Genomic DNA, 16,116 nt, shown 5'->3' with positions numbered 1-16,116 from the left:
GGTAGAGCACCTGACTGTTAATCAGGGTGTCGTCAGTTCGAGCCTGACATCCGGAGTTTTTATGGAGAGTTGTCCGAGAGGCCGAAGGAGCATGGTTGGAAACCATGTATACGAGTTTACCCGTATCAAGGGTTCGAATCCCTTACTCTCCGTTGAGTATGGCCCGTTGGTCAAGTGGTTAAGACACCGCCCTTTCACGGCGGTAACATGGGTTCAAATCCCGTACGGGTCACTTATGGAGGATTAGCTCAGCTGGGAGAGCGTCTGCCCTACAAGCAGAGGGTCACAGGTTCGAGCCCTGTATCCTCCATTTTTTTGCTTTTGGTTCCATGGTCTAGTTGGTTAGGACGCCTGCCTGTCACGCAGGAGATCACGAGTTCGAGTCTCGTTGGAACCGTTCCACATGAAAAAGCGTTCATCCTAGGATGAACGCTTTTTTGATGTCTAGCCGTGAATCCGAATAAAGATAAACGTCAGGTTCAAGATGATGCCTGCCCAACTAAACGGTAGCGGATTTGGTTTGATGCGGCGTGTATTGAGTACACTTGCCACGACCAGAAACGCTGCGCAGAAAGACAAAGTGAACTGTTGCATCCAGTAACCCATGCCAAGCCCTGCGAGCCCAAGTACCGCCAATAGCCATAGCGGCAGATTTCCGGCCCATACGCAGAGCAGCAGTAAGCCGTTGATCAAGGCGAAAACGATTGGCGCAAGCGTGGTGAGACCTTGGGTTAGGTTTGCGCTTAACATGATTTGAATGAAGGTCAGTTCAACCAGCCAACCGGTGATGGCCATCTTGGCACTCATCTTCTGAGTGGCCAACAGCCAGCCGAGTCCAACTTGGGCCAGTGCCAGCGGCAAGAGCGCCCACTGACTGCTGCTGCCGATGATGGCAAGCGCGAGGGCCGCAATCGTCCACGGCGTTGTGCGGCTGGTGGTGCTCAAAGCGGCCAAGACGAGGGTCAGGCCAAGCAGGGCCAAAAACGGCCAGTCATGCCAGTTGAAGTTTGACAGGCTGAGCATTAGTGGCAGAGTCGCTGCCTGAAGAAAACGGCTGACGCTGAGCACACATTTTTGAATCGTCATAAGCAAATTCCTTTCATCATGTGTCCTATGATACCGAACAGGGCGATGCGGTGCAAAAGTAATTTGTGATGGCCTGCAAAGGACGTTAGATTTAACCCTAACCCTGTGATAAGATTAGACAGTTGCAAAGAATTCCCGATGGGATCCAAGGCGGCGCGTCTTGGAGATGCCTTGTAACCGAAATTAAAGGGGGAAACAATTAAGATGCAAGAACGTCATCTATTTACCTCAGAGTCAGTCTCTGAGGGTCACCCAGACAAAATTGCAGATCAGATTTCCGATGCAATTTTGGATGCGATGCTGGCGCAGGATCCGGATGCTCGTGTGGCGTGTGAAACGACCGTGACCACAGGGCTAGTCCTGGTGGTTGGTGAGATTTCGACCACTGCCTATGTTGATATTCAAAAAACAGTGCGTGACACGATTCGCCGCATTGGTTATGACAAGGAATCCGGGTTTGATCCGGACTCCGTCGGTGTGCTAACGGCGCTAGATGAGCAGTCGCCGGACATCGCGCAGGGGGTCGATGATTCCTACGAGGCGCGTGAAGGCGAAGATGATCCACTTGATCGCATCGGCGCCGGCGATCAAGGTATGATGTTCGGGTACGCGATCAACGAGACGCCTGAGTACATGCCGCTGCCAATTGAGCTGGCACACAAACTGATGCAGCGGATCGCTAAGCTGCGCAAGGATGGGACCATTACTTACTTGCGCCCGGACGCGAAGGCGCAGGTCACCGTTGAATACGATGATCACGAAAAGCCGATGCGCGTGGACACCGTTGTGGTGTCCACTCAGCATGATCCGGATGCCACCTTGGCCCAGATTCGCAAGGATGTCGAGGAGCAGGTCATTCGCGCGGTGATTCCGGCCAACCTACTGGATGACAACACGAAAATTTATGTGAACCCAACAGGCCGGTTTGTGCTGGGCGGGCCCGAAGCGGACTCCGGTTTGACCGGGCGCAAGATCATCGTCGATACTTATGGCGGCTTTGCGCGTCACGGTGGTGGGGCCTTCTCTGGCAAGGATGCGACGAAAGTTGACCGGTCTGCCTCGTACGCGGCGCGCTACATCGCCAAGAACGTGGTGGCGGCCAAGCTGGCTGACAAGCTGGAGGTCCAGCTCGCCTATGCGATTGGGGTGGCTCAGCCCGTGTCGGTTTCGGTGGATTGCTTCGGAACAAACAAAATTCCTGAGGCAAAAATTGCCGAGGCCATTCGCGATAACTTTGATCTGCGGCCGGCGGGAATCATTAAAATGTTAGACTTGAAGCGGCCGATTTACGAGCAAACCGCCGCCTATGGTCATTTTGGACGTACAGATGTTGATCTGCCATGGGAACACCTTGATAAGGTGGCCGATTTGGCGAAGTACTTAGATTAACGAGAAAAGAGGCGGCCGTTCCAGGATGCTGGGCGGCTGTTTTTTATGGAATGGAGAAATTATAGTGAGTAAAACCAAGCAAACCAACGTGGCAATCACAACAATCGCAATTTTCGTGGCGACGTTCATGACCGCGATTGAAGGCACAATTGTGGCGACTGCCATGCCCACGATTGTCGGTGACCTTCACGGCGTTCGCCTGATGAACTGGATCGTGTCGATATATTTGCTGACCAACGCGATGGCAACGCCAATCTACGGTAAATTTGCGGATAAAATTGGCCGCAAGCCGGTGTTTCTGCTTGGCTTGCTGATTTTTATCATCGGGTCTGCAGCCTCGGGGCTTTCCCAGTCTATGCCGGTCCTGATCATCTGCCGCGCTTTTCAGGGTATTGGTGCCGGCGCCATTATGCCCGTGACCTTCACCATTATTGCGGACATCTATCCGTACGAAAAGCGGGCCAAAGTGCTGGGATTCAATGGCTCGGCGTGGGGCATCGCGTCGGTGGTCGCACCACTGCTTGGTGGCTTCATTGTCGATTCTCTGTCCTGGCACTGGATCTTTTTCATTAATGTGCCCATTGGCTTGATCACGATGGCGCTGATCGCGGTCTTTTTCCACGAGCAACACGAAACGGTACCGGCACCTGTGGATTACCTGGGGACGTGCTGGCTGGTACTGACGCTGCTGCTGTTGATGCTGGGCTTTCAGGCGTTAGCCGGGACCCATGGACTGTCTAGTTTTCTGGGCCTGCTCATTGGGGCGGGCATCACCCTGTGGTTGTTTGTTCGCCGTGAACGGCGCGCCGCCGATCCCATTATCGACTTGAAGCTGTTCAGCAATCGCCCGTTTGTCGTTGCCAACGTGCTGGCCGCCTTGGTGTCCGGAGTCGTGATCGGCTATGAGACTTATATGCCGATGTGGGTGCAAGGGGTCTTAGGCATGGCGGCGTCGTTTGGCGGCTTTGCCATCACCCCCAGCAGTCTGATGTGGGTCATCGGCTCCTTCGTTGCGGGACGTTGGCTGACTAAAACCGCGCCAAAACGGATCCTGACCTTTGCCCTGCTGGATATTCTGGTGGGCATCCTGATCCTGGCGCTAGTGCCCGAAAGCACACCGTACGTGGCCTTCTTGGTGATTGCTGGGGTGATGGGCTTTGGGTTTGGAATTGTCATCACGACGACGACAGTTCGCGCGCAGGCGGTCGTGAAACCGGACGAGGTTGGCGTGGCGACCAGCTTTAACACGCTGTCGCGGACGCTAGGCCAGACGCTGATGGTGTCTTTGTACGGCGTGGTCCTCAACCTCCGCATGGCGCAGGGCGTTGCGGCCCACCCAGCAGTGAACATGGGGATGCTGAATCGGTTGATCAATCCGCAAACCGCCGTTAGCCTGCCGCGTCACCTGTTGCCCGTGCTCCACGAAATTCTGTACTCTGGGTTGCATAACATTTACTTCTTTTCCGTGGTCATTGTCGTGTTGGGTTTGGTGTTCAACGCCTTGGATCGCTCGGGCAAGCAGTAGAATTTGGCAGGCAGAATTATTGAGAGTTGTAATTTTAGTTTGAAGCCGTCATAATAGAAGAAAAGGCTTTTGGGGGCGCTTCATTGTTCTCTTACGAAAAATTACAGACGCTGAACGATATTGAGACGGCAATTTACAATTACGTCATCAAGCACGAGGCGGCAGTGGAAACCATGCCCATCCGGGAACTGGCCAAACACGCCCATGTTAGTACCGCTTCTGTCCTGCGTTTTGCCGAAAAAATGGGTTACGACGGCTATGCCGAACTGCGCTTTGCGCTGAAGCAGGATCGTAAAGCAAAAGCGGCAGAGTTTCAGGCCACCACTTACGATACTTCGGTCCAACTGGCTGATTTTTTCAACAAGGTGAATTCCGCCGATTTCAGTAAGTTAATTGACGAAGCGCTAGCCATGGTTCTAAAGGCGCCTTTGGTGATGTTTTTTGGGTTAGGGTCAGGGAACTCGCTTGCGCAGTACGGCGCACGCTTCTGGTCGAACGCGGGGAAAATTGCATTGCCTGTGTACGATCCATTTCAGCCCTTCCCGCAAAGCAGTCCGCTGCCGGCAGGGACGGTCTTGGTCGTGCTCTCGGTTTCCGGTGAAACGACTGAAACCATTGATTTTGTGAATAAGGTCCGGCCCGAAGACGTCAAGATAATTGCGGTGACAAATTCAGGCAACTCGACCATGGCCAAACTGGCCGACTTGACGATTGCGTACTTCATGCCCGAAATTAAGCACGCCTCGCTTAATTTGACGACTCAGGTGCCGGTGGTCTACCTGATTGAGCTGATCGGTCACCGACTGGATGAGCTCAACCACCAGTAAACATAACGATAGTTCTGACACCCGTTACAATCCTGTAACGGGTGTTTTTAAGTGAAACCGGTTTCTTTACAGGCCTCAGGGGTAGCGCTTACGTGGTGGAAGCGGCTACACTAATAACTGTGATGAGCGCATCACATTGATTTCGGCCGAAATCATTCATATCGCAGGGTGACCTGCACAAGCGTTTAGCAATGATACATTGACTTGGCTGCCGAGTGAAATCGGCGGCAGAAAGATAGGTGAACATAATGGGGGATTATATCAACCAAAAAGTTTTGCCTAAGATCATGAAGTTCACGAGCACCCGTCCGATCACGGCCTTGAAGAATGGCATGATGTACACCATTCCTTTCATCATCGTGGGGTCCTTCTTCCTGATTTTGGGTTCGTTGCCTGTTGAATCATGGGCAAACTGGATGAACAGTACCGGCTTGGTTCCGTACTTCAACCAGATTTATAACTTTAGTTTTAACATCATGGCGCTGATTGCCGTTACCGGGATCGCGTATGAATGGGCACGTGCTGAAAAAATCGATCCGCTGGCTTCAGGGATCACCGCGCTGCTGTCATTCCTGATCGTGCTGCAGCCTTCTAACCCAATCGTTAACCAGGCTGGCAAGACCATCGTCACCAACTCCCGTGGGATCACGGGCTGGATCGATACCGGCTTCTTAGGCGGTAAAGGGATGATCGCCGCGATCATCATCGGCCTTTTGACCGGCTGGATCTATTCCTGGTTCGTTAAGAACAACATCACCATCAAGCTTCCTGATTCAGTGCCAGCGAACGTCGCTAACTCGTTCATCGCGCTGATTCCAGCCGCCGTTCTGCTGACCGGCTGGGGCCTGGTTTACATGTTCTTCGATCACTTTGCCCACGAAGGCATGCTGCAGTGGCTGTACCAAGTTATTCAGACACCACTGCAAGGGCTGACTGATTCCTTCGGCGGGGTCCTGGTTGTTTCCCTGCTGATCACGTTCCTGTGGTTCTTCGGGGTTCACGGGTCCGCGATTATCTCTGGTGTTATGACTGGGATCCTGATGTCCAACTCAACTGATAACGCTGCGCTGTTCCACTCAGGCAAGGCGCTGACGGTTGCTAACGGCGGCCATATCTTCACGCAGGCGCTGCTGGACCAGTTCGGGACTGTTACCGGTGCTGGTATCACCGTTGGGCTGCTGTTCTACATCCTGTTCTTTGCGAAGTCCGATCAGTTGAAGGCGTTGGGTACTTTGGAAATTGCCCCAGCGATCTTCAACATCAACGAGCCATTCCTGTTCGGGATTCCGCTGGTTATGAACCCTGTTCTGGCTATTCCGTTCATGGTTGTCCCTGCACTTTCCATGTCGCTCACTTACTTTGCGATTAAGCTTGGGATAATTCCACTATTTAACGGGATATATGTGCCGTGGACCACACCGGCAATCTTCTCTGGGTTCTTGGTCGGCGGCTGGCGCACTGCCCTGTGGCAGGCTCTCATGCTGGCCATGTCCTTCGCGGTTTACTTCCCATTCATCCGCACCTACGACAACACGTTGTTGAAGCAGGAGCAGGAGAAGTTGGCTGAGGAAAACAAGGAAAAATCTGATACTGCAACGGCTCAGGCTTAATGCTGAACTAGTCTAATTAGTTCTTAAGCGTCCGGATCCCGTGGATTAAACACCGGGCTTCGGGCGCTTTGTTTGTTGAAAGGAGTGCCACATGGCAAAATTACGCAAAGATTTTCTCTGGGGTGGGGCTGTTGCTGCGCACCAACTGGAAGGCGGCTGGCAGGAAGGCGGTAAAGGCGTTTCCGTGGCCGACGTGATGACGGTTGGGGCCAACGGGGTTGAACGGCGTATCACCGACGGGGTGAAGCCCGGCGAGAACTACCCCAACCACGACGCCATCGATTTTTACCACCACTACAAAGATGACGTGAAACTGTTTGCCGAGATGGGACTCAAGGCTTTTCGGACCTCGATCGCGTGGACCCGGATCTATCCCAATGGGGACGAGACCGAGCCAAATGAAGCCGGACTGAAGTTCTACGATGACCTCTTTGATGAGCTGTTGAAAAATGGCATTCAGCCGGTCATTACGCTGTCCCATTTTGAGATGCCCTACCACCTTGTCACTGAATACGGTGGCTGGCGGAATCGCAAAGTGATCGACTTCTTCGTTCGGTTTGCCACCACGGTCTTTAAGCGGTACAAGGACAAGGTCAAGTACTGGATGACCTTTAACGAGATCAACAACCAGGCCGACTACAAGGCCAAGTTTGCGCTGTTCACCAACTCGGGGCTGCTGATCAAACCAGGCGAGAACGCCGAGGCGGTGATGTATCAGGCGGCCCACTACGAGACGGTTGCCTCAGCGTTGGCCGTGCAAATCGGCCACAAGATCAATCCCCACTTTCAAATTGGGGCGATGATTGCCATGGTGCCGATTTATCCAGCCAGTCCTGATCCCCGCGACGTCTTCAAGGCCGAGCGGGCCATGCAGTCCCGTTACTGGTTCGCTGACGTGCAGGCCAACGGGCGCTACCCAAGCTGGCTGACCGAGTACCAAAAGGCGAAGAAGATGAACCTCGATATCACCCTGGCTGATTTGGATGTGCTTAAGGCCGGGACCGTTGATTACATTGGTTTTTCTTATTACATGTCGTTTGCCGTGAAGGCCAAAGCAAGCGAACCTTCAGCCTTTGACTACCAGGAAAGCGTCGACAAGGTCGAAAATCCCACGGTGAAGCGCTCTGAATGGGGCTGGCAAATCGATCCGGTGGGGCTGCGTTACGCAATGAACTGGTTCAACGACCGGTATCACCTGCCGCAGTTCATTGTTGAAAATGGGTTCGGCGCGGTCGACAAAATCGACGCCCAGCACCATGTCCACGACGATTACCGGATCGCTTACCTGAAGGCACACATCGAGCAGATGAAGCTCGCGGTTGAAGTCGATGGGGTGGACCTCATCGGGTACACGCCATGGGGATTCATCGACCTGGTGTCTGCCGGCACCGGCCAAATGGATAAACGCTACGGGTTTATCTATGTGGACAAGAACGATGAGGGCAAAGGCACACTGGCGCGCTACAAGAAGGATTCCTTCTATTGGTACCAGCAAGTCATTAAGAGCAACGGTGAGGATCTGGACGCCAAGTAGGAGGCGGGCGTATGAAAACATTCGTCGGATTTGACGTCGGCGGGACGACCATCAAATACGGTTTAGTCTCGGCGGCAGGCAAAATTTTAGATCACGGGTCGTTTAAAACGCTCAAGCGCGCGTCGAGCAACGTCAACAAAATGGTCGGTGTGGTCACCGCTTATCAAAAGCAGCAGGTCATTGATGGCGTGGGGGTCGATGCCCCAGGAATTGTCGACAAAGATGGTTACATGATCACCGGTGGGGCCATTGACAGCTTTTACCGGTACCCACTGGGGAAGACCCTTCGCGACAAGCTGAAGCTGCCTGTCAAGGTCGAAAACGATGCCAACGCGGCCGCCATTGCCGAACGCTGGCTGGGCAACGCCAAGGATGTCGACGATTACGTCTGCCTGGTTTTGGGCACAGGCATCGGCGGCGGCCTTGTCCTTAATGGGGACGTCTATCGCGGTGCGCATGGGATGGCCGGTGAAATTGGCTGGAGCATCACGCATGACTTGGATTTTCGCGACGACCTGGAAGGGGTTTCGCTGAATTATGCGGCTTCGGTGGTCACCGGGCTGGTCCGGCGCTACAATCTGTCCCTTCAGCACTATGACCCCAAAGCCAAGCCGGAAAAAGACGCCGCTCAGATCATTGCGCTGGCGCACGAGGACGATATGATCGCCCTGCCGGTGTACAGCCAGTTCTTGAGCGATGTGGTCGTGATGCTGATGAACCTGATTGGCACACTCGATCCTGAGCGGATTTTGATCGGCGGCGGGATCAGCCAAAACGACACGTTCATGCAGGACCTGCAGGCGCGGTTTGACGAGTACATTGCCCGCCACCGCGGACTGAATGAGGCCCGCAAGAGTTTTCCGTACAAGATCATGCCGGCTGGGCTGCGCAACAACGCAGGCCTGATCGGGGCGGTTTATCCGCTGACCCGGTAACGCAAAAGGATCCAGACTTCCTGGGGAGGAGGTCTGGATCCTTTTTTGTCCGGCATCGAAGGCCGTTATTTTCGTGAGTTGGCCTTGTGCTGAGGACCGGCCCAGCCGGTGGGCCCCACGGCGGTCAGCCACGGGTACATCAGCCACCACAGCAGCATCAGGCCGGCCAAGGCAGAGCTCCAGCCGGCGAACACATCAGTGGGAAAATGGACTTGCACATAAATGCGCGAAACGCCAATGAGGATGATCATCACCGTTGAGAAGCCGACCAGAAAGTGGCGAGCGCGCGGCAGCGACACCAGGCTGAGCGCGATCAGGATGACAGTCCCGTAAAGCAGCATTGAGCCGCTGGCGTGCCCGGAGGGAAAACTCCAGCCCCCGGCAGTAGTCAGCGGGGTGATCCTTGGGTCTTGAACAAACGGGCGTGGCCGGCGAATCCAGTTTTTGATGATGTGGTTGACTAAGCTCATCAGGCAAATCGAAGCAAAGGCGAACCAGGCATAGCGGCGCCGCCTGAAGTAAAAGAGGACGGCGGCGACAATCAGGCCCACGATCACGACCACCGGCGGGTCGCCCAGGTTGGTGATCACCAGCACAATGGCGGTCAGCCAGGTCGGGCGGTACGCGGTGACCACTTGGACGACGGCATGATCAACGGTCGAGATCCATGCGGCGTGCGTGATGACGCCGCTTAAAAGTGGGATGAAAACCGCTAAACTGACCGCGGCTATAATCAGCGGATACACAGGACGTTTTTTCATAATAATGAATTTTAGCATACTTCCGTGGGGATGCCGCTTGTTTCAACCTTAGGATTTTGCTATGATTGACGCAACATCGAACGTGTTTGGGACGAGTAGGCAAAGTGTTTCGCTTAAGAAAGCAGGCGGCTGCTGCAAGCCTGTGCGAAGCTTCGGCGAACTGACCCAAGTCATGCACGCCGGCACTGGCCGTTATCCAGAAACAAGGGCTGCTGTTAGGCAGAACTTAGGTGGTACCGCGGCAAAAAGCCGTCCTAACAATGTTAGGACGGTTTTTGTCGTTTTTCCTACCACGCTCGATAAATTCAAGGAGGCATTAAGCATGTACGATCACAAGGCGATCGAGAAAAAGTGGCAAAAGCACTGGGCTGAGCACAACGAGTTCAACACGACGACGGACCCGAACAAGAAGAATTATTACGCGCTGGACATGTTTCCGTATCCGTCAGGGCAAGGCCTGCACGTTGGCCACCCTGAGGGCTACACCGCCACGGACATTATCGCGCGGATGAAACGGGCCCAAGGCTACAACGTGCTCCACCCAATGGGCTGGGACGCTTTCGGGTTGCCTGCCGAGCAATACGCGCTGAATACCGGCCATAATCCCAAGGGCTTTACCCACAAAAACATCGAGACCTTCAAGCGCCAAATCAACAGTCTCGGCTTTTCCTACGACTGGAACCGGGAAATTGCCACTACGGATCCTAATTACTACAAGTGGACCCAGTGGATCTTCGAGCAGCTGTACAAGCATGGCCTGGCTTACGAGGCGGAAGTGCCGGTCAACTGGAGCCCGGACCTGGGCACCGTGGTCGCCAACGAGGAAGTCATCGATGGCAAAACCGAGCGCGGCGGCTTCCCTGTGATTCGAAAGCCGATGCGTCAGTGGATGCTGAAAATCACCGCTTACGCCGACAAGCTTTTGGCCGACCTCGATGACCTCGATTGGCCGGAAAACATCAAGCAGATGCAGCGGAACTGGATCGGCCGCTCGGTGGGCGCGCAGATCACTTTTGAGGTACAAGGCACTGACAAGCAGTTCGATGTCTTTACCACCCGGCCAGACACCCTGTTTGGCGCAACCTATGTGGTCATGGCGCCGGAGCACGCGCTTGTCGACGCCATCACGACCCCTGAGCAGAAGGCCGCGGTGGCTGCTTACAAGGCAGGCATCGAGCACAAGTCTGACCTTGAGCGGACCGATTTGAATAAGGAAAAGACCGGCGTGTGGACCGGGGCCTATGCCACCAACCCGGTGAACGGGGATAAGTTGCCGATTTGGATCTCCGATTACGTGCTGGCGACATACGGCACCGGCGCCATCATGGCGGTGCCAGCTCACGACGATCGCGACTACGCGTTTGCCAAAAAGTTCAATCTGCCGATCCGCGCAGTCATCGAAGGCGGCGACATCGATGATGCTGCCTACACCGGCGACGGTGTGCACATCAATTCCGATTTTCTGAACGGCAAGAACAAGCAAGACGCCATTGACACGATGCTGCAGTGGCTGGAAGACAAGAAGATCGGCGAGAAGAAGGTCAACTACAAGCTGCGCGACTGGGTCTTCTCCCGGCAGCGCTACTGGGGCGAACCGATTCCGGTGATTCACTGGGAAGACGGCGAAACCACCCTGGTGCCCGAAGATGAGCTGCCCCTTGTGCTGCCTGAAGAGGCGGACATCAAGCCGAGCGGTACCGGCGAATCGCCACTGGCCAACCTGGACGACTGGGTCAACGTGGTCGATAAAAACGGCCGCAAAGGTAAGCGCGAGACGAACACCATGCCGCAGTGGGCAGGGTCGTCCTGGTACTTCCTGCGCTTTGTCGATCCCCACAACAAGGAAAAACTGGCCGATTACGATAAGCTGAAACAGTGGATGCCCGTTGATCTGTACATCGGTGGCGCGGAGCACGCGGTCCTCCACTTGCTGTACGCGCGGTTCTGGAATCTCTTCCTGTATGATATTGGCGTGATCCCGAACAAGGAACCCTTCCAGCGGCTGTTCAACCAGGGGATGATCCTGGGCGACAACCATGAGAAGATGAGCAAGAGCAAGGGCAACGTGGTCAATCCGGACGACGTGGTCGAAGAATACGGTGCTGATACGCTGCGGCTGTACGAGATGTTCATGGGCCCGCTGGATGCCGGCATCGCCTGGAGCACAACTGGCCTGGCCGGGGCGCGGAAGTTCCTGGACCGTGTCTACACGACCTTCATCGACGACAATGGCAAAATGCGTGATCACATCACGACCATCAACGATGGCAAGCTCGACAAGGTTTACAACGAAACGGTCAAGAAGGTCACCGAAGACTACGATGCGCTGCACTTTAACACGGCCATTTCACAGATGATGGTCTTCATCAACGAGGCGCGGAAGGTCGATGACCTGCCGTACGCGTATGTCGAAGGGTTCGTCAAGCTGCTGGCGCCGATCGCCCCACACCTGATGGAGGAAATCTGGCAGAAGTTGGGCAATGAACACAGCCTGACTTACGCCCCATGGCCAACTTACGACGAGAAGGCCTTGGTCACCAAGCAGGTCCAGCTGATGGTCCAGGTCAACGGCAAGCTCCGCGGTCATGTTATGGAAGCCGTGGATGTTGATAAAGATCAGGCCATTACGGATGCGATGGCGATCGATAACGTCAAGAAGTTCACGGCTGGCAAGACAATCGTTAAACAGATCGTGGTGCCAAATAAGATCGTCAATATCGTGGTTAAGTAGTGCTAAAGTGGTCCGGCGCAGGTCGGACCATTTTTGTGCGAAAAATTACGGATTGCTAACGTCTCCGGGTTCTGATTGAAAGGAGCCCGTGCTTCACTTAAAATAGAGAATAATCTAAAGGGCCTCACCGTTTCAGTAGAGGTCATATCAAGTGAGAAAATTGGGGTAAAGGCATGGCAAAAAAACCGCAAGTCAAAACACCGAGTGCGCAGGAACAAATGCTGCGCGGGTCGGCTTGGATGACAGCCGGAAGTATTTTGTCCCGAGTCCTCGGGGCAATTTATATTATTCCGTGGCGCATCTGGTTAGGTGCGGCTTTTTTGGCGGCCAATAATCTGTTTACCAAAGGGTACAACATTTACAGCATTTTCCTGACGATTGCGACGGCCGGGGTGCCAGGGGCGATTTCTAAGCAGGTGGCCCATTACAACGCGATGAATGAGTACCGCACCGGCATTCGGCTCTTCAAGCAAGGCACCATTTTGATGGGGGCCATGGGGCTGCTGTCCTTTGGCTTGATGTGGGTGCTGGCGCCGTGGCTGGCGCTCAACGACCCTGCGCTGACGCAGGTCTACCGGTCGCTGGCCTGGCCGCTGCTGATCATTCCTGTCATGAGTATCATGCGGGGGTTCTTCCAGGGCTATAACGACATGGCGCCGTCTGCGCTGTCGCAGCTGGTTGAGCAGGTGGCACGCGTCATTTACATGCTGGTCATGACTTACGCCATCATGGTGCTGGGCAGTCACAATTACGTGGATGCGGCGTCGCAGTCGACGTTTGCCGCGTTCGTCGGGGCCGTTTTTGGCCTGTTGTTGCTGGTTTTAGTCCTGCTTTCCCGGCGCCAGAAGTATCAGACCTTGGTGGAGGGGTCGACAGATGCCGTGAAGATCTCCACGCCACACATCCTGAAGGAAATTGTGGCGCAGGCGGTGCCGTTCATCATTATTGGGTCCGGTATCAACCTTTACTACTTGTTCGATCAGTACACCTTTAATCCCATGATGGCCAGCCATTGGCGCGCCAGCACGGTCGAACTGAATAGTTTGTTCACGCTGTTTGCCGGGAACGCCAATAAGCTGATCATGATCGTGATCAGCTTGGCGGTCGCCATGTCGTCGACGGTGCTGCCGCTGCTTTCAGGGGCGAAGACGCGTGGGGATAAGCACGCCATCGGCGAACAGGTGACCAATCTGCTTCAGCTGTTCTTCATTGTCATGGTGCCCAGTGCACTGGGGATGGCGGCGGTGGCCAAGCCGCTTTACGTGGTTTTCTATTCTTACGATCAGCTTGGCATTCGGCTGCTGGTGCTTTCTGCGTTTGTGGCGGTGGGCATGGGCTTGTTCACGGTGCTGGCCGCGGCACTGCAAGGACTGTTTCACAACCGCATCGCCATTTACGACATGCTCGTGGGGATGGTCGTGAAGGTCGTCCTGCAGTGGCCGCTGATTTACTTCCTGAATGTCTGGGGGCCATTAGTCGCGACCTTGGCCGGGATGCTGGTGTCCAGCCTGCTCATGATTCACGCGCTGCGTCAGCGTTATCCGGTCCGGCTGCGGCAAACCGGTCGGCGCCTGGTCGGGATCACGCTGTTTTCGGTATTGATGGCAGTCGTTGTGCGGCTGATCGTCTGGCTGGTGGGTCTGGTGATTGCGCCTGAACGCGCAGTCGGTGCGGTGGTTGCCCTGGTGATTGCAGTGCCGGTTGGGGTCGTCATTTACGGCTATGCGCTGCTGAAGACGCGCCTGGCTGACATGGTGCTGGGCGAACGCGTTGGCCGGCTGCGCACGCGCCTGCACATGAGGTAGGCCAATGAGATTAGATCGCTATTTGGCTAATCTTCAGTACGGGACGCGCAGCGACGTCAAAAAAATGATCAAGGCCAATCGGGTCGGCATTGATGGCCAAAAAGTTCGCAATGGCAGTGTGGCTGTCGCGCCCGGTGCGCAGGTGACCGTCGACGGTGAAGTGGTTGGCGGCAGTCTGCAGGTTTACTACTTGATGAATAAGCCCAGCGGGGTCTTAACGGCTAATTCCGACGCGGCCCAGAAAACGGTCCTTGATTTGATTCGCCCGGCCGATAAGCGGCCGGGCCTGTACCCGGTTGGTCGGCTGGATAAGGACACGACCGGCTTGCTGTTACTTACCAATGATGGCGCACTCGGACATGCGCTTTTGGCCCCTAAGCGCCATGTGCCAAAGACCTACCTGGTGACGCTGGCTTCGCCGCTAACGCCTGCGATGGCGCAACAATTGGCACATGGGATCACCTTTCAGGAGTTCACCAGCGCACCTGCGACCGTGGTGGTGCGCCCCGCAAGCGGCCAGCGTCTAATTGAGTTAACGATTCACGAAGGCAAGTTTCATCAGGTGAAGCGGATGCTCAAGGCAGTGGGTAATCAGGTCACTGCCTTGGCACGGGTTCAAATGGGCCCGTTGCAGCTGCCCCCAGACTTAGCGCCTGGGCATTACCGGAGCCTGACGGCTGAGGAGTTGGGCCAGCTGCTCAAGGCAAAAAAATAATCGAACCGCCACCTGGCGATTCGATTATTTTTTCGGCCTTACACCTGCGCTGCGGCAGCGCGCTGCATGTAGTTTGGCAGCTGCTGAATCAGCATCGACGGGAGGACCACGTAATTGGTTTTCGCCAGTTCCTCGGCGATTGCGCTGTGGGCGTAGACCGCTGCTGAGACGACATCGTCGCTCAGGCCGAACTGGGCAATGAAGCCGGCCAGCATGCCAACGAGGGTGTCGCCCATGCCGCCGGTGGCCATTGCAGGGGTGCCCACGGGGTTCTCATAGCTGGCTGTTGGCGTAAATAGTTCGGTGCGGTGTGATTTCACGATCACCGTTCCGGGCAGTTTAGTTGCGGCGGTTTGGTTGGCCAGTGGGGTTTGATCCCGCACGGCAATGCCGGAAAGACGCTGCCATTCCATCTGGTGTGGGGTCCAAACGGTGCGGGCGTGGCTGACAGTGAGTTGGTGCTCGGCAATCAGCGTGATCGCCGAGCCGTCGATGATCAGCGCCTGCGAATCCTTGACGGTTTTCAAGGTGTGGCTCAGGATCGATGCGGCCAGCTCATCGGTGCCTAGGCCGGGGCCAATCGCGACGACGTCCACCGTGCGGATCAAGGCCATCAGCTGCGGATCATCGTAGGGGATGATCATAGCCTCAGGCAGGCGGGCGTGTAAGGCGCTACGGTTGACTGGCGCGGTGGCGACGCTGACCAGGCCGGCACCACAATAGACGGCAGCGCTGGCGGCCATGATTGCGGCCCCACCGAACTGAGCGTTCCCGCCGATGACCAGCACGCGCCCAAAAGTCCCTTTGTGGCTTTCTTGGGGCCGCGGCTGGATGACCCGATTGATCAACGATGCGGAAATCTTCTTCACAGCAATCACCTCATCAGCATTATACCGCACCACTAGGTGGCTTTTTTCCCAAAAGGGGTTGGCAAGACGCCGTTTGATTGATATACTTATTCCTGTTGTTGCCGCAATGGCGGAATTGGCAGACGCGCAGTGTTCAGGTCGCTGTAGGGTTTTCCCTGTGCAGGTTCGACTCCTGTTTGCGGCATCAGGCGACATCGAAGTCGGTCATCGAAAGGTGATCGACTTTTTCTTTTGCGTTTTTATGGGTCACCGGGGTTTGCAGGGGGAAATCATGGCAATCGCAAAAAAGATATTTCAAAGGTTAAATATTGCAAACCATGACTCATTCT

12 protein-coding genes, 5 tRNA genes and 1 riboswitch are annotated in these 16,116 nt (G+C 55.1%); of the genes, 14 read left to right on the top strand and 3 right to left on the bottom strand.

What is annotated here, in order from left to right; all coding sequences use genetic code 11:
- Nucleotides 1–63: 63 nt before the first annotated feature.
- The 4 genes from FC75_RS10010 to FC75_RS09995 all read left to right on the top strand — a co-directional run bounded on the left by FC75_RS10010 (nt 64) and on the right by FC75_RS09995 (nt 397).
- Nucleotides 64–152, top strand: a tRNA-Ser gene (locus FC75_RS10010).
- 8 nt (nt 153–160) lie between these two features.
- Nucleotides 161–232 (top strand) — tRNA-Glu (locus FC75_RS10005).
- Between the two features lie 5 nt (nt 233–237).
- Nucleotides 238–310 (top strand) — tRNA-Val (locus tag FC75_RS10000).
- Nucleotides 311–323: 13 nt separating this feature from the next.
- Nucleotides 324–397, top strand: a tRNA-Asp gene (locus tag FC75_RS09995).
- A gap of 47 nt (nt 398–444) precedes the next feature.
- On the opposite strand, the gene FC75_RS09990 is transcribed toward FC75_RS09995, so the two are convergent.
- Nucleotides 445–1,086: a hypothetical protein gene (locus tag FC75_RS09990; RefSeq protein ID WP_054662945.1), complete on the bottom strand. Its 642-nt coding sequence runs from the start codon at nt 1,084–1,086 to the stop codon at nt 445–447.
- A gap of 117 nt (nt 1,087–1,203) precedes the next feature.
- A riboswitch (SMK box riboswitch) is annotated at nt 1,204–1,290 on the top strand.
- Here FC75_RS09990 and metK point away from each other — a divergent pair.
- From metK to FC75_RS09960, 6 genes are all read left to right on the top strand, one after another.
- Nucleotides 1,291–2,475 (top strand): methionine adenosyltransferase, encoded by a 1,185-nt coding sequence (gene metK, locus FC75_RS09985; RefSeq protein ID WP_054662947.1) that lies wholly within the window; start codon nt 1,291–1,293, stop codon nt 2,473–2,475.
- 25 nt (nt 2,476–2,500) lie between these two features.
- Nucleotides 2,501–4,000 (top strand): MDR family MFS transporter, encoded by a 1,500-nt coding sequence (locus FC75_RS09980; RefSeq protein WP_056989801.1) that lies wholly within the window; start codon nt 2,501–2,503, stop codon nt 3,998–4,000.
- Between the two features lie 83 nt (nt 4,001–4,083).
- Nucleotides 4,084–4,827, top strand: a complete 744-nt coding sequence (locus tag FC75_RS09975; protein WP_056989800.1) for a MurR/RpiR family transcriptional regulator — start codon at nt 4,084–4,086, stop codon at nt 4,825–4,827.
- 248 nt (nt 4,828–5,075) lie between these two features.
- Nucleotides 5,076–6,437, top strand: a complete 1,362-nt coding sequence (locus tag FC75_RS09970) for a PTS sugar transporter subunit IIC (RefSeq protein WP_056989799.1) — start codon at nt 5,076–5,078, stop codon at nt 6,435–6,437.
- A 91-nt stretch (nt 6,438–6,528) separates the two neighbouring features.
- Nucleotides 6,529–7,971 (top strand): 6-phospho-beta-glucosidase, encoded by a 1,443-nt coding sequence (locus FC75_RS09965; protein ID WP_054662950.1) that lies wholly within the window; start codon nt 6,529–6,531, stop codon nt 7,969–7,971.
- A gap of 11 nt (nt 7,972–7,982) precedes the next feature.
- Nucleotides 7,983–8,906 carry an ROK family protein gene (locus tag FC75_RS09960; RefSeq protein ID WP_054662953.1) on the top strand — a complete coding sequence of 308 codons (924 nt, stop codon included), beginning with the start codon at nt 7,983–7,985 and terminating at the stop codon, nt 8,904–8,906.
- 65 nt (nt 8,907–8,971) lie between these two features.
- On the opposite strand, the gene FC75_RS09955 is transcribed toward FC75_RS09960, so the two are convergent.
- A complete protein-coding gene (locus FC75_RS09955; protein ID WP_054662955.1) occupies nt 8,972–9,667 on the bottom strand; it encodes a phosphatase PAP2 family protein in 696 nt (231 codons plus the stop codon).
- A gap of 322 nt (nt 9,668–9,989) precedes the next feature.
- On the opposite strand from FC75_RS09955, the gene leuS reads away from it, so the two are divergent.
- From leuS to FC75_RS09940, 3 genes are all read left to right on the top strand, one after another.
- Nucleotides 9,990–12,398 (top strand): leucine--tRNA ligase, encoded by a 2,409-nt coding sequence (gene leuS / locus FC75_RS09950; protein ID WP_056989798.1) that lies wholly within the window; start codon nt 9,990–9,992, stop codon nt 12,396–12,398.
- Nucleotides 12,399–12,571: 173 nt separating this feature from the next.
- Nucleotides 12,572–14,203: a putative polysaccharide biosynthesis protein gene (locus FC75_RS09945; protein ID WP_056989797.1), complete on the top strand. Its 1,632-nt coding sequence runs from the start codon at nt 12,572–12,574 to the stop codon at nt 14,201–14,203.
- Nucleotides 14,204–14,207: 4 nt separating this feature from the next.
- Nucleotides 14,208–14,918 (top strand): pseudouridine synthase, encoded by a 711-nt coding sequence (locus FC75_RS09940; RefSeq protein ID WP_056989796.1) that lies wholly within the window; start codon nt 14,208–14,210, stop codon nt 14,916–14,918.
- Nucleotides 14,919–14,956: 38 nt separating this feature from the next.
- Here FC75_RS09940 and FC75_RS09935 read toward each other — a convergent pair whose 3' ends face one another.
- Entirely contained in the window at nt 14,957–15,787 is an 831-nt protein-coding gene (locus FC75_RS09935) for an NAD(P)H-hydrate dehydratase (RefSeq protein ID WP_054662957.1), read from the bottom strand.
- Between the two features lie 100 nt (nt 15,788–15,887).
- Here FC75_RS09935 and FC75_RS09930 point away from each other — a divergent pair.
- Nucleotides 15,888–15,971, top strand: a tRNA-Leu gene (locus tag FC75_RS09930).
- Nucleotides 15,972–16,116 lie beyond the last annotated feature (145 nt).

This window comes from Lacticaseibacillus camelliae DSM 22697 = JCM 13995 (assembly GCF_001436615.1).
GTDB classification, from domain to species: domain Bacteria; phylum Bacillota; class Bacilli; order Lactobacillales; family Lactobacillaceae; genus Lacticaseibacillus; species Lacticaseibacillus camelliae.
This window is presented reverse-complemented; position numbering and strand designations above follow the sequence as displayed.